Consider the following 26,116-nt stretch of genomic DNA (forward strand, 5'->3'; position numbering starts at 1 on the left):
CATAGGCAAGCTGCATAACCGAAGTCAGGCATCGGACGCTATTCGTTTTAGAACAGTGCCAGCTCGCGCATTGCCGTTTTGACTTTATCTTTATTTAGCATATACGCTTTTTCCTGTGGTGGGTTGATTGGCATCGCTGGTGCATCCGGTCCAGCCAGACGGCGAATCGGCGCATCCAGATCAAACAGACATTCCTCCGCGATGATCGCAGCCACTTCGCCGCCTACACCGCCGGTCAGATTATCCTCATGTACGATCAGCACTTTACCTGTACGGCGTGCAGCTTCCACAATCGCTTCACGATCGATCGGCTGAATCGTGCGCAGATCAAGCACATGGCTAGTGATCCCTTCCTGCTCCAGCTCCTCCGCTGCCTGCATAATGAAATGAAGTGGCAGACTGTAGCTGATAACCGTAATATCGTCGCCTTCGCGCAGCACATTCGCTTTACCGATCGGTACCACATAATCATCTTCAGGCACATCGCCCTTGACCAGTTTATAACATTTTTTATTTTCAAAAAAGAGCACTGGATCGGGATCGCGCACAGCCGCTTTCAGCAAGCCTTTTGCATCATACGCAGAATACGGCGCAACAATTTTCAAACCTGCTGTACCGAAAAATACCGACTCCATACATTGCGAGTGATACAGTCCGCCGAAGATACCGCCGCCGATTGGCGCGCGTACAACGAGTGGACAGCTCCAGTCATTGTTAGAACGATAACGAATTTTCGCTGCTTCACTAATAATCTGGTTCGTTGCGGGCAGCATAAAGTCCGAATATTGCATTTCCGCAATCGGCTTCATGCCGTACATCGCTGCACCGATCGCCACACCAGCAATCGCTGACTCGGACAACGGTGTATCCATCACACGATCTTCACCATACAGCTCTTGCAAGCCTTTGGTCGTCGTGAATACGCCGCCTTTTACGCCTACATCTTCGCCCAGTACAAATACGTTTTCATCCAGCGCCATCTCTTCTTTCATCGCCAGACGAATCGCATCAATATATTCCATCATTGCCATTACTGTGCATCCTCCCCGTCACCTGCGAATACATGCAGCAGTGTGTCTTCTGCACGCGGATAAGGAGCGTTGTCGGCATACTCGGTCGCTTCCTTCATCATCTGCGTGCATTCCTTTTGCAGCTCTTCATCCTGCTGCTCGCTCCAAATGCCGCAATCGAGCAAATATTGCTTGTAACGTGGCACACCGTCTTTTGCCCAGTTCGCGTCTACTTCTTCCTTCGTCCGGTATGCAAGATCGTTATCAGACGTGGAGTGAGGTGCTAGGCGGTATACCATCGCCTCGATCAATGTAGGGCCTTCGCCGTTAATGGCACGCTCACGCGCTTCTTTTACCGCCGCATATACTTCCAGCACATCGTTACCATCGACACGCAATCCCGGGAAACCGTAGCCGAGCGCGCGATCGCTAATTTTGCCGCTAAGTTGCTTGTGAATCGGTACGGAGATTGCGTACTGGTTATTTTCACACATAATGATAACCGGCAGTTTATGTACACCGGCAAAATTACATCCTTCATGGAAATCGCCCTGATTGCTAGAACCTTCGCCAAATGTAACAAACGAAACGAGCTTCTGGCGCTTCATCTTGGCAGCGAGTGCCACACCGACTGCGTGCGGAACTTGCGTCGTTACCGGACTGGAACCTGTGACAATGCGCAGACGTTTGCTGCCAAAATGTCCTGGCATCTGACGTCCACCACTGTTCGGATCTTCCGCTTTGGCAAATGCAGACAGCATCAGCTCACGTGCAGTCATGCCCACCGTCAATACAAAGCCGTAATCGCGGTAATACGGCAGGAAATAATCTTGCTGACGATCCAATGCGAAAGCAGCGCCTACCTGAGCGGCTTCCTGTCCTACACCGGATACGTGGAAATTAATTTTACCGGCGCGCTGTAGCAGCAAGCAACGCTCGTCAAACTTGCGCGCCATCATCATATATCGATACAATTCAATCGCCTGGTCATCGGTCAGTCCAAGCTGCTCATGCCGGGTTTGCTGGTCAATAGTACCTTTTGCCTTCATTGCAGGTACCTCCTTCATAAATAACGAAGCGATCTAATCCGCTTCGTGCTCACTTCGCGTCCTCCAGCTATCATTCGCTGATGGGGTAGTACACCTTCATCATGCGGTAGCAAAAGGATCGCTGTTTGGTGTGTTGATCATGCTTCTACTTGTAAGGGTACACTTCCCATACACCATTTCGCAAACGTACATCGGTTATGCTGCGCGATATCGCGGTTTTCGTAACGTCATCATAGCGGCTTAACATGTAATTAGCGCTTGTCTTAAAACCTGGTACTAAGACTTGAGTACAATTCTATTATAAACATACTTACAGCGAAAAGAAAAGATGGATTTGTCCCAAGTCGTGCGGGACAGTCCATCTTTTCCATTTTGTTCACTTTTTAATGTATGATGCACTTCAATGCAGAGTGCGATAAATAAGGACATTCAGTGAGGAGAAATTCCGTCCCCTCTGCTATGCCACTTCTGGATTACATCCCGATCGCTTTGCCATCGACGGCCAGCATCGCTTCGCCCAAAATTTCCGCCAGTGTAGGATGAGCGTGAACCGTTTGCCCAATTTCCCACGGCGTTGCATCGAGAAACTGAGCCAGTGCCGCTTCGCTGATCAGATCGGTCGCCTGCGGCCCGATAATCTGTACGCCGAGCAGATCATCGGAATGGGCATCTGCAATCACTTTGACAAAGCCTTCGCTGTCGCCATGTACTAACGCTTTCCCAATCGCCTTGAATGGGAATTTGCCAATCTTAATCTCACGTCCTTGCTCTTTCGCCTGTGCTGCACTAATGCCAACGCTGGCTACTTCCGGACGGGTATACACGCAACGTGATACCTGGACTGGGTCGTAATGAACAGGCTCACCGCAAATATGATTGACCGCTGTAATCCCTTCATGACTAGCCGCATGAGCAAGCTGCAAGCCACCGATCACATCGCCGATTGCATAAATATGCGATTCACTTGTTTGCATATATTCATTCACTTTAATAAAGCCATTCTCGATCGCGATATCGGTATTCGCCAGTCCGATCGTTTCTACATTGGCACGGCGACCGACCGACACTAGCATTTTGGATGCAGATAGCTGAATCGTCTGCTCATTGTGTAGAAGCGAGATGCTCAGTCCATCTTCCTGTGCTGTGTAAGAATCAAGCTGCAACGAAGCACCTGTGTAGATCGTAACACCGCGCTTTTCCAGCAGACGATGCAGCTCGCGTGCCACTTCTTCATCCTCCTGTGGCAAAATATGCGGCGCCGCTTCAACGACCGTCACCTGTACGCCAAAATCATTCAGCATCGATGCCCATTCCATACCGATCACACCGCCGCCCACAATAACGATCGATGCTGGCAATTGCTCCAGTTGCAGTGCATGATCACTGTTTAGGATCAGCTTACCGTCCGCTTCCAGACCAGGCAGATCGCGCGGACGCGAACCGGTAGCGATAATGAGATTTTTGGAAACGACCGTCTCCATCTCGCCATCTTCCAGCTCAACCGCAACAGCGCCGCTCTGTGGCGAAAAGATCGATGGCCCGATCACACGACCCTGACCGCGTACAATCGTAATTTTGTTCTTTTTCATTAAATATTGCACACCGCGATGCAGCTGATCGACAATGCCTTGCTTACGCGACTGTACTTGATCAAATTGCAAACGCACACCGTCCGCAGCGATGCCATATTGCTCGCTATCCTGCATCATGGCAAACACTTCGGCACTACGTAGCAAGCTTTTGCTCGGAATACAGCCGCGATGCAAACACGTTCCGCCAAGCTTATCCTGTTCGATTATAACGACTTCTTTTCCTAACTGAGCTGCGCGAATCGCGGCCACATATCCGCCAGTACCGCCGCCAAGAATTGCTATATCACATTGTATTGTCATAAATGAGTCACTCTCTTTTCGCTAGTTTGAATAAATCGACTGATTTGAATAGCTTGCTTGAAATGTACGTTCGTTATGCTGCCTGTTGGGATTGCATCGAAATGATGCACAATGAAGCAGGTTAGCACGATCATCCATTCAGATACCATCGACTATTATGAATTTCTGAGCACCGTATATCGTGCTGACACCACATCATCTTAATACTGAATCGCATTCCAGTTCAAGCAGCAAAATAACCATATCGATGAATAAGATGCAGCTACGCTATGTAAAGTCGAGCTTCGATTGCCGCTGGACAAGCAAGCTTGGCTCGACCTATTGGATCAGCTGTCAAACTTCAATTACTCGTATAAAGCGTCTTTAAGTCGGCTGGACATTTTGGGCTTTTTGCTGTTCGCTTTGACCAGTGCTGTGCGTAGTCGTTTGTTTTCTGCTTCCAGATGTTGTACCGCATCCAGCAGTTGTTGAAGTGCAGCACTGTCTTCTTTAGGGAGCTGTCCTTGTTTGAGAAGCTGGTCGATTTGAGACCATGCTGCTTGTATATTGTCGCTCATGCTGATCCTCCTTTTCATGCACGAAATCGATATCATGGCAAAAAAACCGGACACAGCAGGCCCGGCTTGATGTTGCATATCCGTATCGTTGTCACATCCTACTTGTGTTTCTATAGTTTCATAAGGTGCGAGTGGCGTCAAGGGGGATGGGTCGTTTATGCAGATGACAGGTACGTATGCAAGTCAGGAGCGCTAACGATGATTTATAATATACTGAATGTAGAAACCATCCTAACGCTCAGCTTATCGTTACATGTTGTACTTATAACGCCTACTAGCCAAGCACCAGATAGGCTGTTCTATAGACCTATGTTCAACCTATATCCACGACTCATTTTACAACCCTGGCGTAAACCATCCTTGCTCCCCTCGTAACTTGGCAAGTGCCTCCACGAAGAAATAGTCTCCGTAGATAATGGACACATTGAGCTGGCGTTGTTCGGGATAGTGAACCGTACCATAGGTGATTAATCCTTCGGTGTTGCTAGTACGTGTTGAATAGTCATGGTACAAGCCTGACAGTAGTCGGGATGCTGCTTGCTGTAAAGAATGGCGTTCCGGTTCGTCTACATACCTGGCGAGTTCTAACATACCGCTGGCAGCGATCGCTGTGGCGGATGAATCGTAGGCATCGCGACTATGTTCTGGGGCGCGGAAATCCCAGTACGGCACGATATCGTCGCCGAGTTGCTGGAGGAAGAACTGAGCTGTTTGGCGGCTTATGTCTAAATATTGGGCTTTTCCTGTATAGCCATAGGCGAGTGCGAAGCCATGTAATGCCCATGCGGTGCCACGTGCCCAGGCAGAACCCGGTGCGTAGCCCTGACCGCCATGCTCGCAGCGCTTTTGACCTGTGACGGGATCAAATTCCACAACATGGCATATGGAATGATCAGCTCGTACAAACTCATGAGCGACGGTATCCGCGTGAGCGATCGCCAGTTCGCGATAACGAGGATCACCCGTTTCCAGTGAAGCCCAGTAGAGTAGCGGTAAATTCATCATGCTATCGATAATCGCCACACCACGCGTATCCATATGGGGAGAATCAAAATTCCAGGCACGAATATAATTGCCTTTGACATTAAAACGGGCGGCTAGCAGATTCGCTGCTAATAGACTGCGGCGCCGAGCATCTGCATCGCCAGTTTGCTCATAATGGGCTACGCCGCTAAGCAGCCAGATAAAGCCGAGATCATGATCGACCTGCTCTGTATCGTGCAAACATAGCTCTAGCTGGCGCTCACAGCTTTGCGCCCATTGTGCAAGCTGCTCATGCTGATTGTGCTTGTATATGAGCCACAATAACCCCGGCCAAAAACCAGCTGTCCACCATGCAGGATCACATTGATCATACTGTCCATGCTCGGCTACATGTGGAAAATGATCGGTCGTTACCTGAGCCTGCGTGATCGTTCGATCGGTCACCCACTGCCATGCCTCGTGTACCCATTCGTTTGATGCCATGTCATTCATATGCTCTCTCCTTTGCTTTTAAGGGATTAATGATCTGTATCCAATATGTATGGCGTGAGCAAACAGCGCAGTCTTTATCATTCATCGATAGAATATTTCTCCTCAAGATGATAACGCTTACAAAAAGATGCGTCAAAGGAATTCTATCCAAATGCAACAGTCAAACGCATAATAATCCATACCTTTGCAAATCTATACGATTATATGATATAAACATGCAGCAAAAAGCCGGTTGCAAAGAAACGATTGGCAACCGACCTGCTGTATCCTACTATCCAATTCCAAAGTATTTCCTATTCCTGCCGATCCCTCTCCATTGCACGACTCTAGCCAATCCACGATCCCTACAATAATGATGCTGTAGTTCAGATGCTACATCATTGAAAATAATAACTATGCTATCTTTAGCCTGTTAATACCTGCAATGTAACACCTTTACCCCTATGGCAACGTTACAAGTGCCTGCTCATCTACCGCTACTCGTTTACGACAGACGCTCCACTGACCGGAGCCAGATCCTTCATATACCATGCATCACATGCATTATGCTCTGTACCGTCAAGCGGGCGTTCCAACTGACGGAAACCGAACTTGAGATAGAGTGTATTCGCCACTTCCAAGCGATCAAATGTTTCCAGATAGCAGTACCGATAATGCTGAGCGGCAAAATCGAGTGCCTTTTGCACGAGCAGACGCGATAAGCCTTTGCCCTGTGCTTCAGGTGTAATATACAGCTTCTGTAGCTCACACACTTCCGTTTCTTTGCCAAAGGTGCCAATTCCCGCACCACCGACCACAACATCATCATCTGTAACCGCAACCCAGTATGCCATACGCGGATCGCTGTTATAATATTCAGCCAGATGACGTAGCTGTGGATCAAAATAAGCTGTGCCTGGCAAGTTCAGCTGGAAGGATTCCAATGACTGCTTAATAATCCGTTCAATAGCTTCGTTATCTTTAGGCTCGATTGGTCTGATCTTCATACGTAGTCCCCTTTATGCACATCATCTATACTACATAATATGCTGCGTCCTATGGCTAGTAGATAAATTGATCGCCGCATACGTTCCAATCCGTTAAACTTTATTGCCCTGTTATCGAACAGGCATGGCCCAGCTTAGCAATATCATGTACCAGCTCATCGACCTGTTCCATTTGCGTCGCCCAGCTGGTACAGAAACGAATGACATTATGCTGCGCATCAACTTTTTCCCAGAACGAAAAGGAATACTTTGTCCGCAGTTTTTCCAGCACTTCATTAGAAACAATCGGAAATTGCTGATTCGTTGAAGAATCGTAGCGGAATGTAAAGCCCTGCGCTGCAAATGCATCACGAATACGTAACGCCTGCTGCACCGCATGGTGAGCGACTTCCATATATAATCCATCTTCAAACAATGTCTCAAATTGAATGCCCAGAATCCGTCCTTTAGCCAGCATACCGCCACGCTGCTTCATCAAATAGCGAAAATCCTTTTTCAGCGTATCCTTTACAATCACGACCGCTTCACCCATCAGCGCACCTACTTTGGTGCCGCCAATATAAAACACATCGCACAGCTGAGCAATTCGCTCCAGCGTAAGATCATTTTCCGGTGAAGCAAGCGCATAACCCATTCGTGCACCATCGATATACAGTGGCAGATCATGTTGCTGGCACACATCGTACAGTGCTTCCAGCTCAGCGTGGCTATATATCGTACCATTTTCGGTCGGCTGGGAAATGTAGACCATACCTGGTTGCGTCATATGCTCATGCGTCACATCGTTCCAGTGTTCATCGTACAGCTGTTGAACTTGAGCTGCGGTAATTTTGCCGTCGTCACTTGGCAGTGTGAGAATCTTATGTCCGGTCGATTCAATCGCACCTGTCTCATGCACTGCAATATGACCGGTGATCGCCGCAATCACCCCTTGATGTGGACGCAAAATGCCCGAAATGACCGTCAAATTTGTCTGCGTACCGCCAACGAGAAAATGTACATCTACCGCTTCGTTTCCGCAGGCTGTCTGAATATGCTGACGCGCGCGTGCGCAATATTCATCGACACCATAGCCGCTCGTCTGCTCCATATTGGTAGCTACCATCTTTTGGATAATGCGCTCATGCGCGCCTTCGGTATAATCACTTTCAAATCGTATCATCGTCTCTTCGCTCCAATTGATCTAATTTTTGTTCAATCTTTTGCATAGCAGCATGCATTTCTTCCAGTTCATGAGGCGGCAAAGCGCGAAATAAACGAATGATCAGCTCATTGGATCGATCATCCAGATCCTGATAGGATGCCTTGCCTGCGTCGGTCAATCGCAATAGACTAACACGCTGATCCTCTGCCGAGGCTTCCTTATACAGTAGTCCCAGCTTCACCAGACGACGAATAATTCGGCTCATATAACTACGATCGATATTTAGTGAATCGACCAGCATATTCGCGATACACGGCTCATTCATGCCAATCTCGATCATGACACGTGCTTCGGTAAACGAATACCCGCTATCGAGCACATGGCTATTCAGCACACCGATCATATTCGTATATCTGCGGTTAAAATGGCGAATATCCGCGATCATCGCCTTGTCCATGTTGTTGTTCACTCCCGGTTTTATGCTGTGCGTTCAAATCGTATGTATAACAGTCAGCAATCACATCTTATGGCTCAAGCTGCGTATCATTTAGTGGACAATGTCCACTTTTGATTAAAATTAATATAGTGTGTATTGTGGACAATGTCAACTAAATTTCGTAACTTGACGTGACTTGGATTGTGCATATGCGTACCATACAACAACATATACATATGCAAATGAAAAAGCCCGCGCTAACTGCTAGTTTAGGTACATAGCAGTCAGCGCAAGCTTTTGTTCAATAGGGTGTAGGGTTCCTTTTAAAATATAATGTATATCCGACTATCTATAGTGTGATTTAGTAAGGACGTATTATAGTATTATGCTCTATTCTCGCTGTGTAGTGATGCATCGTGTTTATTTAACAACTATTCATCTCATGTATGGATGTATCCTTTTATTGATTCGTCCATTTCATATAGCAACTCATTACTTACTTATGTTGAATTACCGATTCATCATCTTTATACAGTAATTATAATCACTGCACAGTGACTTATGATCACTATACAGTGATTTATGATCACTACACAGTAACGCATGCTCTCCATCAAACAGCTCATTATTCTCATATGATACTTCATTATCGTATACTATCGTATCGATCCTCAGTATATCGAATCCTCGAATTTAACGATTGATCGTAAACGTCAATTACACGGATGAACGACTCTTTTCCAATCGAAGCTCATACGCAATAGAATCATGGCCCGCTTCTCCTTCCAGACGAACCCCTTTCAATATTCCGTTGCGACTAGCCACATGACTTGCTTCTGGCGGAAATGTTACTTTGCAGTTTGGCGTCAGGCAACGTAGTGATAAAAGACCGTTATTATACTGCAAACGTAAGCGCTCGGTGACAGTGCCATTTGTCCGGGACAACGCTTTATTCTCCAGCATTTCGTCTTCCACCATTTCCAATACTGCCGCTTCCTTACCATCATACATAAATAATGGAATCCATGCACCGAGTCGTTCAATGTCCGCTTGATCTGCATTTGTGATGCGATAGCTCACCCTAATGATGCCAGGTCGCTGCTCATACGTAGCCTGAATCTGCCCTACACCAGCCGATAACGGACCACTCCATTCCAAAACAAGTCGTGTTCTCTGTTCCTCATGCTTCGCTTCCACAATCCGATAACTGCCACCTCCATCAGCTGGATCTACACCCGCATCACAATCAAAAGGTACGCTTGTACGAATGCCGTCTGCCAGCTGATGCCATATCCCGTCTGTCGTTTGCCAGGCAGGCGCATGAATTAATGGGAATATTTCGCCCTCTGCAAAACGTGTAAAACCCTGATCGCGATAGCCGGCTGACGATGGCCCGATCAGCGCAGGCATATCGGCACGATGTATGCGAGATAAGCCGGGAATATTGTACGGGTCATTGAGCGCAGTATGCCAGACGAGCTGTTGCCCCGGCACACCGCTAAATACCGTTTGAAACCAGCCATCCGTGTCCAGTGTATAGCTGGTGCAAGATGCTGGGATCGGATAAGCGACAATCGGCTCCAGCTGCTCGCCATGTACGATCGCATAAGCAAGCGCCGCGGCAGTCCATAAATTGTAGCATGTATGATTTGTATATATTTCATAGCCATGACGCTGCGGCGGCGAATAATAATTACGTACAATATGCAGATCGCCTGCTTCTGTCTGCCAGCGCTCGATCGCTTCCCACGCAAGATCGGCACCATGACGAAACGCTCCTGCCCGTCTTATCTGTCCCTGCTGTGCTTCACGCACTGCCTGCACCGTAAAAATCAATGCCGCTGTCGCTTCATTCCATTGATGCTGTGAGCTGCGTCCGCGAGTCGGCCATTCACCAAGTGGCGACAGCATCAATAGCGAGCTGCGAGCGCCGCGCTGTAACAGCTCGTCCACACAATCCGCAGCTTTGCCCCTATACCCTGCCTGCATCATCAATGTGAGATGATAACGTGTGACGATATCGTAAGCAAATGGACAATTCGGCTTATGTAGCGGCCCATCCTGATACAAGCCAAGCGCTGTAAAACGCGGCACATGATATCGCTGTAAATACGTATCGATCCAGCTCGCATCCTCTCCGTCCAGCCCCTCCGCATAGCGCATATACTCACCGGACAACATGATCGCGTTCCAGTTGATCATGCGGTTTGGATCGTTCATTTTACTCATCGTAAATACATAGGTCTGTTCAGGCTCGATCTCCTTCAAGCGTTGCTGCCAGTGTAGCGCCTGCTCTGGTAAGAGCGACTTAAGAATACGATACGCCCCCATGATCATAATCGGGAAAAAGTCCGGATGACCATCCGGTGCGCGCTCTTCCACCAACGCTTGTATACTGCACGTCAACGCCGATGCAGCTGATTCCAGTAGCTCGGTTTGTCCTTTGGACACTAATACAGCCGCAGCAAGCGCATACGCAGGCGTCGAGTAATATCGTTCCTGCTGCGAATAAGGATCATGGATGGAACCATCTAATTGCTGGTACGCACGATAATGTTGTACGATCCCTCTCAATAACTGTAATCTTCGCTGTACATTCCATGATGAAGCTAGCGGTTCACATTGCTCCAATTTGTTTTCATACGTATGTAATGCTTCTGCCCAGGCATACGGCTGCTTGTAGCTTGGACTCTTTTCTACCTGCTGCTCCATGACGATCGCTCCTTTGTCCTTTGATCCGTCTCCAGTCCTATCTGTGAAATAACGGTGAATGTGAATAGGCAATGAATGCCACATTGCTGCTGTCCATCGTTTCTTGCTGACATGTGATCCCTACCATCCAGTTTGATGACGTTTGGTTGTTCACTGTGGTCTTTACTTCGTTCCTTGCTTGGTTCTTGGTTTGGTTCTTGGGTTGATTTTTTGCTTTGTTCTTTACTTGGGTGTGTACGCGAACTTTTTATGATGGAGCGTACACCACTGCGGGAAGGAATAAGGGGACGGACTCCGGTCTCGCACAGGAATCTACGGATTAGAAAGGGAATGTAGATTCCCGTGCTCAAAAGTCGTCCTTTCCCCTTATTTCCTTCTCTCCGTTCTGTGCTGCTTACGTTTATACGAGTTTGTGTGCGCGTCTTAGTTAGTATTGGCATGTGCTTATCTAACGTCGCTGTACCTAATGCCGCTGTGTCTAATGTCGTTATATCTTCAATTGCTATACTTTCAGTTTCTGTACTTTCATCTGGTATCTGTTTATCGACGATGGATCGATTCATTCCTTTAGTATGACTTAACTCGTCTTCAGCATGGCTTAATTTGTGCGCATCCATTATCAAAATGAGATTCGTTCGATACAGCGTAATCGGCTGTCCTTCATGATCATGGCTGGCAAGTTCCTCTACATCTACTTCATAGCGCCCTTTTTCTATATGAAGTCGAACGAGCGCTTGTTGTCCCTGCCAGACAATACTGCTCTCATTCAACTGCGGCTTCACACGGCTCATAAAACGCTCACAAAGATGAACGTTAGTCTCGTCTGTAGCTTGCTTCGTTTCTATATCATTCACTGCCATACACTTCTGGAAAATAAACCGGTCATGCACATCCAGCTGTGCCATAGTCGTCGAAGCATCTGCGGTAGCAAGCGACTGCCAGTGAAAACGCCTTGTAAAACTAGCAACTCCTGCTGCTTCTGGGTAGGCTGCTGCTAGTTCCAGTTCAAATAATGTCTCCTGCGCTCGTTGTTGCACATCCAGCACGACCGCTGCCTGCTGACGTCCAGATTGTTGTTCCATTCCATTTATACATGGCACCGAATGGCCAGCCGAGGAAATATGCAAAATCGTTTCTCTCCCTGGCGCAAAATAAGCCTGTGTATACATCCCTGCGCCGGGATCACAGAGTAGATTCTGTCCGCCGCCATGAATAATAAAGCTACCCAGGTCATTATGATTATGCGGCTCATCATTATGCCCACCTTTGGCTGCAAAACCAATTCGTCCACGTACAACGAGCCACTCCAGCTGTTTCCAGTAATGACTTTCGCTGTTTGCATCATTGCCCATATACCTATTTGCATCACGATTCGTATCACTACACGCACCATATGCAGACTTCGTTATTACATGGCGATCTGTGTTAGCTATAGCAGAATTAGTACGATCTTGCTGACCATCATTGTATGGAATAGGTGCATCTCCTTCCAGATCATGATCTGACGGTAGCTCTCTTTGGAGACTACAATCATTACTTATAGCGTTCTGGATAGAGAGTTGCATGGATACTGTAGCAGGTACTATACTGGATGTTTTAGATGTTTTAGATGTTTTAGATGTTTTAGATGTTTTAGATACTTTAGATGTTTTAGATACTTTAGATGTTTTAGATACTTTAGATACTTCACCTGTACCTTCGTGACATAATTGTTCACCATCTGTTTTCCCATCATCATTGCCTACATGATCCACAGCCCAGCGCTCCGGTTCCGACCATAACAGATCACGTAACACATGTGCCCAGCGATGACAATGATCCTCGCTGAACAAAGGCAGCTCAAATGGCAAGGATACATCCACCCCTTGCCGCTGGGCCAGACGGCTTAGCAGCCCTGTTGGTAAAGCCTGCCTTTCCTCACTATCGGAAAAGTTAACAAACACACCATTCGATAAATGCGCCGCCTGTGGAAAAGCAGCTATCGCATGGATTTTGCGTTGCTGTGCTTCACTGAGCTGAACCGGATAACCTGTAGCTTCCAGCATATCGATCAAATATGTAAAATAGCCAAATCCATATACCCAGTAACCTATTCCTTCCGCGCACCCACCATCATCGCCATAACCTTCCAAAAAATAATCGAGCGCCGTAAGCACTCGTTTTAAAATAAGCTGCTTGCGTCCATCATGCTGTTCTACGAGTAGCGCAGCCATTCCACAACCACTTGCACAAACCGCAGACCAGTTATGCTCCGCCGTCTCCCAGCCGAAATGCCGCTCCCCCTCCACCAGCACATCCAGCACACGCCGCCGAATTTCCAGCCGCATCCGCTCAATCACACGCTTATCAATTACGCCATCCAGCAAAATAGACAGCTCCGCCAGCATGCCCGCTGTTTCCGCTGTGAACAGATCAATCTCCTGCCATGCCGGTGTATGTGACCCTGATGAAAAATGCGCAGGCAAACACCACGTATATTCACCACATAGCTCCCAAATCGCTTCCTCCAGCGCTGTCAGCACTTCATGCCTATTCCAAACTTGTGCAGGCTCTGTCTGCATCCCCAACGCCTGTTCTTCATCAGTTCTAGTGATATGTTTGTTGTTCGTACTGCCTCTGCCTCCTTGCTGATCATCCGCTTGATTGGTACTCTCCTCGCAATGATGCTCTGCTTGATGTGCCATCCCTTCGTGCTGATACTGTGCTTGATTGACATTCACCCCATCTTGATTTGAAGTCACCTTATACCGATACTCCGCTTGTAATCGCAGCAACATCAGCGCAAGCGCTCCTAGCCGGCCACGGCGTTCAAAATAAACCTGCTCATACGGAATCCGCTGACCGTCATCCTCAAACTGCCGAAACAACTCAAATCGTAGCACGGGCAACGGCTCGCTGAGCGCCCGCTGCGCATATCGCTCGATATCGCGCCACCACTCCGTATAGACGGACTGCTGCATCGTCAGTAACAGATGCGCATCTAAATCCTCCACTCGCCACAACTGCTGCACCGCCCGCACACGATCCGCCGCATACTTGTTCATTGCAACATCTCCTTGCTCTAATTTCATTTCGCTTTATCGTTACAACTACTTCGAATGTACTTTACTGAGTCCGTATATCCTTCTTTCAAGTTCACTTCACTGCATTACAATATCTTTGCTCCTACTTCCTTTCACTGCATCGCTATTGCTTACTCCGGATGTACTTCACTAAGTCCGTATATCCTTCTTTCAAGTTCACTTCACTGCATTACAATATCTTTGCTCGTACTTCCTTTCACTGCGTCGCTATTGCTTACTCCGGATGTACTTCACTAAGTCCGTATATCCTTCTTCTAAATTCATTTCACTGCATTAGGATATCTTTGCTCGTACTTCCTTTCACTGCGTCGCTATTACTTACTCCGGATGTACTTCACTAAGTCCGTATATCCTTCTTCTAAGTTCATTTCACTGCATCGCGATATCTTTACTCCTACTCCTTTTTACTACATCACTACAGTTTACTGCGATTCCCTTTTACTGCATCCCTATTACTATAGAAATAACAAACAACTCATCGACTAATAAAATAACGCTTTCAAAACTAAAAGTATAGCCATCATTCTGCTATATGTATGCACAATTCGGGCATATCATCGACGAATGAACGATTGCGCTACTATCCTGCATCAACGTCCCACCCTATTACACCCGTCCGTGCTTCTTACTTTGCTATATAACAAAAAAGGCAAGCCGGCACGGCTCCCCCTTTGATCCATCATTATTATCTTCTCTGTCTCCGATAGCGGACAATCCCATATACGATAATAACAAGTACAATACCAATCGCATCAATTAACGTATCGCTAAAATGACCGGTGCGACCTGCAATCCAGGTCTGATGCCATTCATCAGTAGCAGCAAAGCCATACGCAATAACCGCAGCCCCTATCAATGGCATATACACAGCGCGAGTAAGAGAAGAACATACATGTACTAGTAAAAAGGTCAGTACAGCAAACTCGGATACATGACCGCCTTTGCGAATAAAAAACTCCCAGAAGGCATACGGTTCACTACCGCTAACCGTATAACCACCATAGCTAAATTCCACCATCGGTGTAATCGCTGCAAGCGAAGGCTCGGCAATCCAGCTGGCAAGCAGTGGTTTCACATCCTGCTCCTGATACGGCTGATTCGACATCATAAACATAAACGCCATCCAACCGAGCGCCAGTACAGACCAGATCAGAAGTGGAACCGGACGAATACGGCGGGATGATCGCGAAGCAGAGAAGGGCAAGCTTGAGCGCATAGGGAATACTCCTTTCCAAACAAATCCGTTCTCGCACATATGCCGTGTATTATACCAGTAACCGTTACTACTATTCAAATGACCTGCCAGCTTTAGCGCAAGCACCGTTCATATTTTCCATATCATACTGAAACAAACCAATCAAACGATACGTTTGTTGGTATCTATCATCCTATTTGTTTGTTAGTATCTATCCATTATACGATTCGTTTGTTAGTGTTAGTATCCACTCATCACTTTACCTACGATATAAGATTGTCTATGTTCACTCTTCATTATATGTGCTTATAATAAGCACATATAATACAACGACTATCCTTATTCTAATTATCCCAATGACAACAGCAAAAGCAGTCATACAATTCAACTTTACGGTCAGGAGATTTTCGTCTCGAACAGGCTTCCCTTTTCCTGATTACCGATTCCATGATGATCTTGTAGACTGCTTTTCTGGCTTGCTATTCGATTGGAGCGCGCTCCACGAAATATTTATTAGTCATATAGTAAGCTTCACCACGTGATGTTTCGACTTTACCTTTTTTCGGGTCCAAAAATACGATTTCTTTACACTTGGTGCAATACCATTTGGTACGCATCATCGGTGAATCCGTTGTATACGCTGTGCCGCATTTGCAATCGACCTTGATCAACACGTCATTTTGTTTATAAGCGCTACTCAGATGTTCTTCCGCTTCATCTGGTTGTTGATTAGGTACAATCACTCGCTGATAATCAGAAAATTGATTTTGTACTTTAAAGTCGGCAACAAGTTCTGGATTCAGGCCAAAAAATTCCTTACCTATACTCGTCACAAAGCGTGTATTGGTTCTGTAACTTTCAAGCCATTCTTCAATCTGTTGATTAGACAGGGGTACAGTACCCTTAATTCCACTATTCAGGGTGTAAGTCATGATGTGTAAAGCATCACTCTGTTTGCTTGAGTACATTAGAAACCTCCTCTTTCTTCAAAAGCTAATGTACTACAAAATATCGTTTTAATCAAAGCGTGAATTTAACTAAAATTCCATGTTATTGAATTCGTAATCAGCTTTGACTGGATTCATGATATTCCGTAGTAACACGTTCCATCCAGTCGTGGATGTGAACGTGAATTTTCTCGGCCTATTGCTTCCCTATCATCATTAACTTCTGGTTGATGTTAAAATACTTCAATTGCCGTGAAGGTACAAATACGTGCATGATCCACAATGATCGTACTTGCCAGTCTATTGTATCACTGGTTGCAAATACGTGCTCAAATAACTCATTAACGAGACGTCTCGTATGGCCTGTCTTTGCTTCTTTCCATGCCTCATTTCGCACGCTACTATTATCCATCATATCGACCCCTACATGCTCCAGCTCATACCGCTAATCGGTATCATCCAACCAGATCAAGCAAACTTTAATCATCGTTCAACGCCATTATCCAGGATCGATAGGATACTCCATATGTGCATCAATTTTCACACATGCGTCGTCTATTGCTATTATTTAAATCCATTCGGTATAGGCGCTCAGATCAACTTTCCAGTTTATACGGTTACGGTGCATCCATTGCTGTACCGCTTCATGGAGATGAATAGCAAACTGCTCTCGATCAACCCGATTCACTTCACAAAAGTGCTCTATCAATGCATACTGTTCGATCCATCCCTGCATATCCGCAAAACCGATATGCTTGAGCATATGACATTGAAAGCAAAGCGATTGTAAACCGATCAAACGCTGAATTTCATGCTTTTCATTAAACTCCCATTGCTCGTGACAATGCAGCTTATGTACCTCATGACCCTTTCGCCGTTCACAAATGACACAGGCATAGTCATCACGGCGCTGAATGTTCAAGCTAAGCTGTCTCCAGCGATAGGAACTAATATGACTTCGTACATTCACATTCATTGTAGGAATAGGCACTAATTCAATGGCTAACTTCATACGGATTCTCGTTCTCCATTATATCCTGCATTTGTTTGTTGCAAGGGTGGCTTGTATACAGTTCATCTCATTCCATGCGTTCATAAATGATCAACTATTAACGTGTTACTTTGCTTCTTGCTTATTTCACTTAGATCCGTATAATTTGCTTATCTCTCGATCGTCATCGTTGCAACGACCGAGTCATTATTCTACCATTAGATACTTAACAAACACCACCCTGTTCGTCCCTCACCTATTATTGCACATTATTGCCATTATATACTTATAATTATTTTGCTATATTTAATAGCGATTATACATCAAATCGACAAAATTTCACTAATTATTTACTCGATATGGCTCATTATCCGAAAATAAACGAACAGAACTGCATATTTGTTCATATTTTCAAATAGGATACTATTATCTAATGCGAACAAAAAAATATTTTTTGTTTTTTTTGTAAATAGTACTAGATGTTTATGTAAACCTATGCTAAACTATCCCCATACAGAAAGGAGGTGCGTCAACATCAATAATCACATGTTGAACGCGTCCTTTACCCAAGCCGAGGTTCTGGCGTAACAGCTAGAACTTTCCGGTGGCGCGGGATGCGGTCAGATTTAAATAGCGCCATTTGGGTTAGAAAGGTCACCTGCGGGTGGCCTTTTTACTTTGTATTATATTGATTAATTATAAGATAACGCTTACAATTTAATTATCATTCCGATACCACCAGATACATGCTACCGTAGATCCGGGATTCCCACATCGATTCTTATTCTGTTTTCCAGTATTCGCAATGATTTTAATATGACCTGCAATTTTGAACTTCATCCCTGATTCATGCCATATCGATCGCATAGTGAACCGGAATGAAATGGATTTTAACGCTACCTATGCAGGAGGAAGAGCTACATGACGAGCTACTGGGAGAAAGCTTCGCATATACAAACCGAAGATTCAATTCGCCTCATTTTAACGCCATCTTCTACTGCACAGGCATTTTACTTTTTTGTACAGGAGATCGGTCATTTCAAAACTGCCTTTCCTTATTTTGCTGAACATGAGCATCTAAATTCGTACCTCATCTTGTATACTGTATCCGGCCGAGGAAAACTGCGTTATGGCAATACCGATTATTCGCTTGGACGTGGAGATTTATTTTTTATTCATTGTATGGACTATCATCGTTATGAGGCTGTACGTGAAGAGGAATGGGAATTTCTGTGGCTTCACATCCGAAGTGAAACGATGGAAGGCTATTATGCACCGTTCGGTCAACGTCAACTGCCTGTTTGTCATGTGAACGAATATTCAGCCATTCCCGGGCTTATGCAACGCTTGCTGAACATTCAGACACCACGCAGCAACAAAACAGAGCTAATCAGTTCCCAATTAATTGTTCAATTGCTCACCGATATTTTATTGCACGCTGTTTATGCTGGAGATAAGCATGGTCGCATTCCTGCTCCTGTGCTGGAATTGCAGCAATATTTGGAGGAGCATTATACCGAACCGATTACACTGGACGATCTAGCCAAAAAGTATGCGGTGAACAAATTCCAGCTTAGTCGCGATTTCAAGCAGCATATCGGCTTACCGCCGATTGAGTATTTAATCAATATTCGTATCAATACAGCGAAGCATATGCTTCGGTATTCTGATAAAAGTATTCAGCAGATCGCAAGCGAAGTAGGTATTTACAATGTGTCGCATTTTATTAATCTGTTTAAAGCACGGGTTGATTGCACGCCGCTTGCGTATCGAAAAGAGTGGACATGATAGGTTTGTGTTTATTGTTGCTCTTACCTTAGACATAAGGGATATGGATGACGTTGATGAGCAAGATCGATTTTGTTGACGATTCAGCCCTATTGCTTGCTGTACGGGTAAGGGGGTAGTTTCCAAACTAGCTTTATGATTCATAGCGCATAATAAGTTGTAACATAGCTGATCCGGTTTGGAAGCTGTTAGTATGTTGTTAGAACGCTCACTATAAGTGGTTGAGATCATCGATAAAGGTGGTTGGGATCATCGATAAAGAAAAGGCGGGAACTTATCGTTCCAGCCTTTTCCTTATCCAAATTCTTATATTCGTAGTTCAATATGTAATCAGAAGCATGACTACATCCGATCAGGATTGCGCTCGCCAGAAGCTGATGCTAACACATCATACAGCTTCCTATAATGTTGCTACGCGACTATGATCCAAGCAGAAGCTACGTTTTGCTTCACTACAACTTAGCGGAAGAACAGCAGATCGCTTACTTTCCACATACCTAAAAAGAGTGCCACTGCCACCACGTAAGTGACCAGTACGAATACCCATGCATTGGTTTTCTCCATCTGTAATCCCTCCAATTTCATTATGGCGTAATTGCGGGTGCAGGCTCGGTTGTGAATGAACCTGTGGTAGAGCTGGCTTCGATTGAAATTCATATCGTTCATATCGCCGCCGTGATGTACAGCCTGTCATCTTTATTATATTTACTACATTTACGTTCACAAGCCTATGACATAATGGATCAACGTGTTAGCTGTCAATCTAATGATTGGACTTGTTTTAGCATCCCCTTCATTATACCGCTTTTAGCGTGCAGATGCATGGAATGAATCAAATGAATCGTATCGACATAGCAAAAGAGACGGCTTACACCATTATTCTCACTTGATCTCATTTATTCTATTGATCCGTTCATTTCTGATCTGAATCGGTCTGATCCACCGGAGGTGCAGGACGTCGACGCATGGGCAACTCATTGATTTGATGATCCGCATATAGGATCGCTTCTAGCTCTTTGGCATGCTCTTGCTCACGTCGTGAACGATTGCGATGATTCCAGTAAAACAAACCTATGATCGGTACAACTATGAACCAGAGCTTATTTACGATTAAAAAGGTTCCATACGTCTTCGCAGATTGTGTACCCGCGCCTGTCAAAATTAAACCTTCTAATGTTAATTTGGAATCTTTATCGGTGTCACTATGATAATCGCTATATGTTGAGCCTGAATTAATATCAATATTAGGCAAAACATCGTGTTCAAATGTAGCATCATCCTGTTTAAATCGTTGCTCATCCGTCACCATAATAGCGGAGATATATCCGGTTCGGGTCAAAATACGTGCCTCATCATTAACGACATCGTCCCCCGCTGACTTTTTCAATTTCAGATACCAGGTTAATGTATGACTGGCCACCTTATAACTCGGCTCCTTGCCCCAGCCTAACACATGAAGTTTGGAGCTATCAGAACGATGCTCATTTTGCTGCTGAGATGCCTGTTGATAAGTTTCCAGCATACGCTGCGCATCGATCTGCTGATGATCATAATCGAAAATATGTCCGTCTTCGGTATACATCAAAATCACCCATGCGTTATCCTGGCGATCCAGCAAGCTTCCAACAATCTGTCCTGTGATCAAATCTCCGGTATCTTCTTTATCAAGCAGCTGCTGTGTAGCTTCTGGCCCGACAAAACTCATATCATGCTGATTTGGAAAATGATAACTGGCAATGTCGCCTAGAGCAACCTGATCGTTCACTTTTACTTTGGAGCCAGCATCATTGTTAGTTGCAATGTTACTCTTTTCATTAGCATTAATCGTGCTATTTTTATTACCGTTAGTAGAAGAAGATGGGTCTGTGATCGATGGAGTTGACGCTGATGCCAGTACGATAGGAGCTGTGTTTGTTGATAATATGGATCGTGTGCTTGTCTCTATTGTACTCGTTTCTGTTATAGATGATAGGTGGGAATTATGTAAGTCTGTACTTGTTGTGTGTTGGGCTAATGTCCATCCATGTGCCCAGTTTGCGGAGGATGCAACCGTAGGCGCTAACATCATTTTAGGCTGAGTGTGAACAGGATTAGTTTCTATAGCTACCACATTATTCTCAACAGCAGTTATGTTACTATCCCCGGTTGCCTGAGCTATAGTAGGATGTGCCATCAGTTCATAGATCATACTGCTACTTAATACAAGCAATGCTACATAGACGAGCGACTTTTTCAAGAACTTGCCTCCTTCAAATGGTTTGTCATTCACTTTATATTTATTGTGTGTAGGGCATAGTAAATTACAGCTTTTGTTTTAACAAACTCTCATAGATGGCGGTAGATTATAGTTGGTGTATTAATCATGTCAGCATGTCTAGCTGATTACACTAGATCAGCATACTATCAATACTCGTCTACAAACAGAAATTTGCTATCTGCGTAATCGCCGATATCGTAATTTTTGACCGTTAACGTAACTAAAGTAGATTCATTCCATTCCGGCGCTTCTTCATCCGTCCCATAATACTCTCGCGCTGCTTGAATAAGCTTGACCATCTTAGTGCGCAACTCATTTTTCGATAATGTATACGTACCATCACCGTTATAATCCAGATCGATATCGGGCTGATTTTCTATATCGATCAGCACGCTTTTCAGCTCTCCATCACCAGTAGGTGTGAATGTGATTTTATCCACAATAAAATCGTCCGTTACGACCGCTTCCTCAATGCTGTGGGACATATAATTGAATACCGCTACCTGCTTAATAATCGATTGCTCGTGCGCTACATCCGTATGCTGATTAGTAAGTTCAGTCGTTTTACGTTGTAACGCCGCATTCGCCTGCCGCAAATCAGCTACTTGCACATTAAGCGCGATGTTCCAGACGGTTAATATCATACATCCAAGTATCGATAGACCGGCCAAAATAAGCGCTACTAATGCCATCACACTCATTTTAGATGATTTGGGCGGCGGCTCTGGTGGTGAGTATCCCTGAAAACCTTCCATTTCTTTCCCTCCTGAATATCATGTTGATCATAGATGAACAGATTACAATCTATATCTATATTACTATATTGAAGCCCGTTGCCACTAGAGTAAAAAAAGAGCAGCTTGTCCCTCTATATCGAGTGTAAGCTGCTCTTCGTTTCTATAGATATCATATGCCGATTGGATTCAATCTATAAGACGTTTAATTATGTTTGATAATTATGGAATGCTTGGATTGCTGTATAACACTACCAACTTATACACCATAGATAACAAAAATAAATAATATAAGCAATAGATAATATAAACGCTTGATTTCACCTACATACGCAACTCAATAGCGTAAAGATCCAAAGCAATGACAGCATCCATTTGGCTATATATCCATACTATCCATACTATCCATACTATCCATACTATCCATACTATCCATACTATCCATACTATCCATACTATCCATACTATCCATACTATCCATACTATCCATACTATCCATACTAAATGAAACATTCTAAGTTGCATGAAACATTGCCCAATGATATAAACTCAAAGCAAGTTAATCAGAACATTATATGGATTCCATCCAAATTAATTCGGAACTTTATGCTCAATCCGTAGCTTATCGGCTACCATCGCAATAAATTCACTATTGGTTGGCTTGGACTTACTAATATTGATCGTATATCCAAATAGATGACTGATCGAATCAATATTACCACGTGTCCAGGCAACTTCAATCGCATGACGAATGGCACGTTCTACACGAGAAGGTGTCGTTTTGAATTTCTCTGCAATTGCCGGATACAATGTTTTGGTAATCGATCCGAGAATTTCGATATTGTTATATACCATCGTGATCGCTTCACGCAAATATTGATAGCCTTTAATATGAGCAGGTACACCGATTTCATGAATGATTGCAGTAATGCTTGCATCCAGATTGCGACCTTTTGCCGGCATTGCAGTGACTGGCTTATTCATTGAATTGCTCATATTAACAGAGCCATTACTGTTACCGCCGATTGTAGCATTGGTGCCCACCAGCTGACGAACACGGTTCACGAGCACTTCCATATCAAATGGCTTCAAAATGTAATACGAAGCACCCAGTTGCACCGCACGCTGCGTAATATTTTCCTGACCAAATGCGGTCAGCATAATGATCTTCGGTGCTGGTGTTAGATTCATATCACGCAGACGTTCCAATACACCCAATCCATCCAGGTGAGGCATAATAATATCCAGAATAAGCACATCGGGAAGCTGCGGAAGATTCTCCATCGTTTTCAATACTTCTTCACCATTAAATGCGATACCTACAACTTCCATGTCCTGCTGATTGGAAATATAATCAGCCAGCATATTAGTAAATTCACGATTATCATCTGCTAGCAATACTTGAATCGTTGACAATGGATATTCCTCCTTCATTTTGGTCATTCTCTCTTGCTGTGTATGATCCACTTTTACATTATAATATCATTCGACATAAAAGACCTAAACCCTGCTGTCGAAAACAATAATCTCATAATTTTCCCAATTTTTCTAGCCTATGTGTGATAAACAGACATAAGCTAGCATAAAATGGCATTCGATTGTATTGGTACTGTGATCATTTATATTGCTCAATCTCCTTTAACTTAACTGCATATTGAAGTTCGCATAGCTGAGTTTAACTAACTCAAATTCACATCACTAACGTTCCCATAGCTGAATTAGGCTAACTCAAGCTCATATCACTAACACTCCCATAGCTGAATTGGGTCGACTCAAGCTCATATCAACAAAGTCCACCCTATTACGGAGCGAATAGGCCGGAAAATTATGCAGCTCCATTTCATTACATAATTTTATGTAACTCATCTTATTTAATCGAACCTTATATAGCTCAAAATATGGTTCCAATACAAACAGGAAGCACTACCACACAGGCAGGCTTCCCTGAAATTGTTTCTTGATCTCGTCATAGCTAGTTAAAATCATAGCTAACACTATGGTATGAACTAGACTACTAATGTTTTCTCTATAGGTTGCTTCTCTGGTTTTCTTTATATGTTGCGCCTCCATATGCTGCTTCATTGCTTAATGAACGGCATAGGCAGAGCCGCCATCTTTGCGTGCCTCTGCTAATTTAAGCATCTCCAGCGCATGATGATTCGTTTTCTCGGTAATCTCCACACCACCTAGCATACGTGCCAGTTCATCGACACGGCCATCTTCATGCAGTGATACGACATGCGTAGCTGTACGGTCGCCAACGATATGCTTTTCGATCAAATATTGATGATCTGCCATACATGCCACCTGCGGTAAGTGAGTAATCGAGAATACCTGGCATTCCGAAGACAGCTTGAATAGCTTCTCTGCGATCGATTGAGCTGCTCGTCCGCTTACACCGGTATCCACCTCGTCAAATACAAGTACAGGTACCTGTTCATGACGGGCAAAAATACTTTTCAGCGCTAGCATAATACGCGACAGCTCACCACCGGATGCAATTTTGCCCATTGGACGCAAAGGCTCACCGGGGTTAGGCGAAATTAGGAATTCAGCTGTATCGATGCCCTGACGGGTAATGCGAATACGACGGTCATTCCATTCGATACCATTTGGATCAGCGATATAGTCAATTTTAACCTGCAATGACGTACGCTGCATTTGCAAGTCTTTCAGCTCGGCTTCAACTTGCTTGGACAACTCGCCTGCTGCATCACGACGCAGCTTGCTCAGGCGCTCGCCGGTTTCCAGTAGCTGTGCACGCAGCTTATCGCGCTTCGCTTCCAGTTTGAGCAAATGCTCATCTTTGTTTTCCAGCAAATCGGTCTCACGCTGGATTTTCGCGTAATAAGCTAGAATCTGCTCTACATTTTCTCCATACTTACGGCGTAAGCCAGAGATCATATTGAGACGGGATTCCACTTCTTCCAATCGGCCTGGATTAAATTCGATGTTTTCCTGATAATTACGTAACTGATAGACGACGTCTTCCAGCTGATAATAAGCAGATTGCAGTTGCTCGACTAATGGATCGAGATTTTTGGAATCATAACGGGAAATATCGCTCAGACGCGACATCGCTACACTGATGGCACCCATCGTGCCTTCACCGTTCAGGTTGTGGTAACCACCGGCTACCGCTTCCATCATCTTCTCGCTATGTGACAGACGTAGACGTTCCTCTTCCAGTGATTCATCTTCACCTGGTTGTAAGTTCGCAGTAGCAATTTCTTCCAGCTGGAAACGATACAAATCCATCATCTGATACGTCTTCTGGCTATTTTCCTGCAATTCACGCAATTCACGTTCAATCTTGATGTAGCTGCTGTATTGCTCATTGTATTTCAACTTAACCGGACCGATCTTTACATCGCCAAATGTATCCAGCAGGCCGAGATGACGCTCTGGTTTCATCAGCGATTGGTGTTCATGCTGTCCGTGAATGTTAACCAGTTGCTCGCCCACTTCACGCAGCATAGACAGATTAACCAGCTGCCCGTTAATGCGTGCGGTGCTTTTACCACTGCTCGTTACTTCACGACGAATTACAAGGTGCTCCTCAGCCGTTCCCTGGATACCTAGTCTTGCCAGTGTCGACCAGACCGGATGCGTTGAACGCAGTTCGAATAGAGCTTCCATTTCCGATTTGTCACAACCGTAGCGGACAATCTCCGCTGAGCTTCTTCCGCCTGCAATCAGACCGAGCGCATCGATGATGATGGATTTACCTGCACCGGTTTCACCGCTCAGTACATGGAATCCTTTGTGAAAGTAAACGTCGATTTCTTCAATAACAGCCAGGTTTTTGATGCTCAGCATAACTAGCATGGAGCTCACTCCTTCTCGTATAAAAGACTGT

General features: G+C 44.9%; 18 protein-coding genes. 1 reads left to right on the forward strand and 17 read right to left on the reverse strand.

The genetic code is table 11. The features are described 5' to 3' along the window. Positions 1-47 precede the first annotated feature (47 nt). From AAHF22_RS15860 to AAHF22_RS15920, 13 genes are all read right to left on the reverse strand, one after another. On the reverse strand, positions 48-1,031 hold the full coding sequence (locus AAHF22_RS15860) for an alpha-ketoacid dehydrogenase subunit beta (RefSeq protein WP_347326001.1): 984 nt from the start codon (positions 1,029-1,031) through the stop codon (positions 48-50). Continuing rightward, entirely contained in the window at positions 1,031-2,059 is a 1,029-nt protein-coding gene (locus AAHF22_RS15865) for a thiamine pyrophosphate-dependent dehydrogenase E1 component subunit alpha (protein WP_347326002.1), read from the reverse strand. The genes AAHF22_RS15860 and AAHF22_RS15865 overlap by 1 nt, the downstream gene beginning before the upstream one ends. Positions 2,060-2,532: 473 nt before the next feature. After that, the gene (gene lpdA, locus AAHF22_RS15870; protein WP_347326003.1) at positions 2,533-3,951 is read right to left on the reverse strand and encodes a dihydrolipoyl dehydrogenase; all 1,419 of its coding nucleotides are present in this window, start codon (positions 3,949-3,951) and stop codon (positions 2,533-2,535) included. Positions 3,952-4,295: 344 nt separating this feature from the next. After that, positions 4,296-4,508, reverse strand: a complete 213-nt coding sequence (locus tag AAHF22_RS15875) for a hypothetical protein (RefSeq protein ID WP_347326004.1) — start codon at positions 4,506-4,508, stop codon at positions 4,296-4,298. Between the two features lie 336 nt (positions 4,509-4,844). Then, the gene (locus AAHF22_RS15880) at positions 4,845-5,984 is read right to left on the reverse strand and encodes a glycoside hydrolase family 88 protein (protein ID WP_371834078.1); all 1,140 of its coding nucleotides are present in this window, start codon (positions 5,982-5,984) and stop codon (positions 4,845-4,847) included. 476 nt (positions 5,985-6,460) lie between these two features. Then, entirely contained in the window at positions 6,461-6,970 is a 510-nt protein-coding gene (locus AAHF22_RS15885; protein ID WP_347326005.1) for a GNAT family N-acetyltransferase, read from the reverse strand. A gap of 100 nt (positions 6,971-7,070) precedes the next feature. Next, the gene (locus AAHF22_RS15890) at positions 7,071-8,132 is read right to left on the reverse strand and encodes a threonine aldolase family protein (protein WP_347326006.1); all 1,062 of its coding nucleotides are present in this window, start codon (positions 8,130-8,132) and stop codon (positions 7,071-7,073) included. Next, the gene (locus tag AAHF22_RS15895) at positions 8,119-8,571 is read right to left on the reverse strand and encodes a MarR family winged helix-turn-helix transcriptional regulator (RefSeq protein ID WP_347326007.1); all 453 of its coding nucleotides are present in this window, start codon (positions 8,569-8,571) and stop codon (positions 8,119-8,121) included. The genes AAHF22_RS15890 and AAHF22_RS15895 overlap by 14 nt, the downstream gene beginning before the upstream one ends. 696 nt (positions 8,572-9,267) lie before the next feature. Next, positions 9,268-11,262: a glycosyl hydrolase gene (locus AAHF22_RS15900; RefSeq protein ID WP_347326008.1), complete on the reverse strand. Its 1,995-nt coding sequence runs from the start codon at positions 11,260-11,262 to the stop codon at positions 9,268-9,270. Then, positions 11,247-14,306, reverse strand: coding sequence for a heparinase II/III family protein (locus tag AAHF22_RS15905; protein ID WP_347326009.1), 3,060 nt, complete (start codon positions 14,304-14,306; stop codon positions 11,247-11,249). The genes AAHF22_RS15900 and AAHF22_RS15905 overlap by 16 nt, the downstream gene beginning before the upstream one ends. A 724-nt stretch (positions 14,307-15,030) precedes the next feature. Next, positions 15,031-15,561: a VanZ family protein gene (locus AAHF22_RS15910; RefSeq protein ID WP_347326010.1), complete on the reverse strand. Its 531-nt coding sequence runs from the start codon at positions 15,559-15,561 to the stop codon at positions 15,031-15,033. Between the two features lie 458 nt (positions 15,562-16,019). Next, entirely contained in the window at positions 16,020-16,508 is a 489-nt protein-coding gene (locus tag AAHF22_RS15915; protein WP_347326011.1) for a hypothetical protein, read from the reverse strand. Positions 16,509-17,055: 547 nt separating this feature from the next. Further along, entirely contained in the window at positions 17,056-17,499 is a 444-nt protein-coding gene (locus AAHF22_RS15920; protein ID WP_347326012.1) for a hypothetical protein, read from the reverse strand. 900 nt (positions 17,500-18,399) lie between these two features. Here AAHF22_RS15920 and AAHF22_RS15925 point away from each other — a divergent pair. Then, positions 18,400-19,266: an AraC family transcriptional regulator gene (locus AAHF22_RS15925; RefSeq protein WP_347326013.1), complete on the forward strand. Its 867-nt coding sequence runs from the start codon at positions 18,400-18,402 to the stop codon at positions 19,264-19,266. Positions 19,267-20,179: 913 nt separating this feature from the next. On the opposite strand, the gene AAHF22_RS15930 is transcribed toward AAHF22_RS15925, so the two are convergent. The 4 genes from AAHF22_RS15930 to recN form a co-directional block, all read right to left on the reverse strand. Further along, positions 20,180-21,502, reverse strand: a complete 1,323-nt coding sequence (locus tag AAHF22_RS15930; protein WP_347326014.1) for a DUF2167 domain-containing protein — start codon at positions 21,500-21,502, stop codon at positions 20,180-20,182. Between the two features lie 167 nt (positions 21,503-21,669). Continuing rightward, positions 21,670-22,278 carry a hypothetical protein gene (locus tag AAHF22_RS15935; protein ID WP_347326015.1) on the reverse strand — a complete coding sequence of 203 codons (609 nt, stop codon included), beginning with the start codon at positions 22,276-22,278 and terminating at the stop codon, positions 21,670-21,672. Between the two features lie 570 nt (positions 22,279-22,848). Further along, positions 22,849-23,673: a sporulation transcription factor Spo0A gene (gene spo0A / locus AAHF22_RS15940; RefSeq protein ID WP_347326016.1), complete on the reverse strand. Its 825-nt coding sequence runs from the start codon at positions 23,671-23,673 to the stop codon at positions 22,849-22,851. 669 nt (positions 23,674-24,342) lie between these two features. Next, the gene (gene recN, locus AAHF22_RS15945) at positions 24,343-26,085 is read right to left on the reverse strand and encodes a DNA repair protein RecN (protein WP_347326017.1); all 1,743 of its coding nucleotides are present in this window, start codon (positions 26,083-26,085) and stop codon (positions 24,343-24,345) included. Positions 26,086-26,116 lie beyond the last annotated feature (31 nt).

The sequence above is a fragment of the Paenibacillus wenxiniae genome, from assembly GCF_039822605.1.
GTDB lineage: Bacteria > Bacillota > Bacilli > Paenibacillales > Paenibacillaceae > Saccharibacillus > Saccharibacillus wenxiniae.

What these genes read in the sequence shown, in the direction of transcription:
- AAHF22_RS15860 (WP_347326001.1), bottom strand. Translation starts at nt 1,031, where the DNA reads ATGGCAATGATGGAATATATTGATGCGATTCGTCTGGCGATGAAAGAA.
- AAHF22_RS15865 (WP_347326002.1), bottom strand. Translation starts at nt 2,059, where the DNA reads ATGAAGGCAAAAGGTACTATTGACCAGCAAACCCGGCATGAGCAGCTT.
- lpdA (WP_347326003.1), bottom strand. Translation starts at nt 3,951, where the DNA reads ATGACAATACAATGTGATATAGCAATTCTTGGCGGCGGTACTGGCGGA.
- AAHF22_RS15875 (WP_347326004.1), bottom strand. Translation starts at nt 4,508, where the DNA reads ATGAGCGACAATATACAAGCAGCATGGTCTCAAATCGACCAGCTTCTC.
- AAHF22_RS15880 (WP_371834078.1), bottom strand. Translation starts at nt 5,984, where the DNA reads ATGAATGACATGGCATCAAACGAATGGGTACACGAGGCATGGCAGTGG.
- AAHF22_RS15885 (WP_347326005.1), bottom strand. Translation starts at nt 6,970, where the DNA reads ATGAAGATCAGACCAATCGAGCCTAAAGATAACGAAGCTATTGAACGG.
- AAHF22_RS15890 (WP_347326006.1), bottom strand. Translation starts at nt 8,132, where the DNA reads ATGATACGATTTGAAAGTGATTATACCGAAGGCGCGCATGAGCGCATT.
- AAHF22_RS15895 (WP_347326007.1), bottom strand. Translation starts at nt 8,571, where the DNA reads ATGGACAAGGCGATGATCGCGGATATTCGCCATTTTAACCGCAGATAT.
- AAHF22_RS15900 (WP_347326008.1), bottom strand. Translation starts at nt 11,262, where the DNA reads ATGGAGCAGCAGGTAGAAAAGAGTCCAAGCTACAAGCAGCCGTATGCC.
- AAHF22_RS15905 (WP_347326009.1), bottom strand. Translation starts at nt 14,306, where the DNA reads ATGAACAAGTATGCGGCGGATCGTGTGCGGGCGGTGCAGCAGTTGTGG.
- AAHF22_RS15910 (WP_347326010.1), bottom strand. Translation starts at nt 15,561, where the DNA reads ATGCGCTCAAGCTTGCCCTTCTCTGCTTCGCGATCATCCCGCCGTATT.
- AAHF22_RS15915 (WP_347326011.1), bottom strand. Translation starts at nt 16,508, where the DNA reads ATGTACTCAAGCAAACAGAGTGATGCTTTACACATCATGACTTACACC.
- AAHF22_RS15920 (WP_347326012.1), bottom strand. Translation starts at nt 17,499, where the DNA reads ATGAAGTTAGCCATTGAATTAGTGCCTATTCCTACAATGAATGTGAAT.
- AAHF22_RS15925 (WP_347326013.1), top strand. Translation starts at nt 18,400, where the DNA reads ATGACGAGCTACTGGGAGAAAGCTTCGCATATACAAACCGAAGATTCA.
- AAHF22_RS15935 (WP_347326015.1), bottom strand. Translation starts at nt 22,278, where the DNA reads ATGGAAGGTTTTCAGGGATACTCACCACCAGAGCCGCCGCCCAAATCA.
- recN (WP_347326017.1), bottom strand. Translation starts at nt 26,085, where the DNA reads ATGCTAGTTATGCTGAGCATCAAAAACCTGGCTGTTATTGAAGAAATC.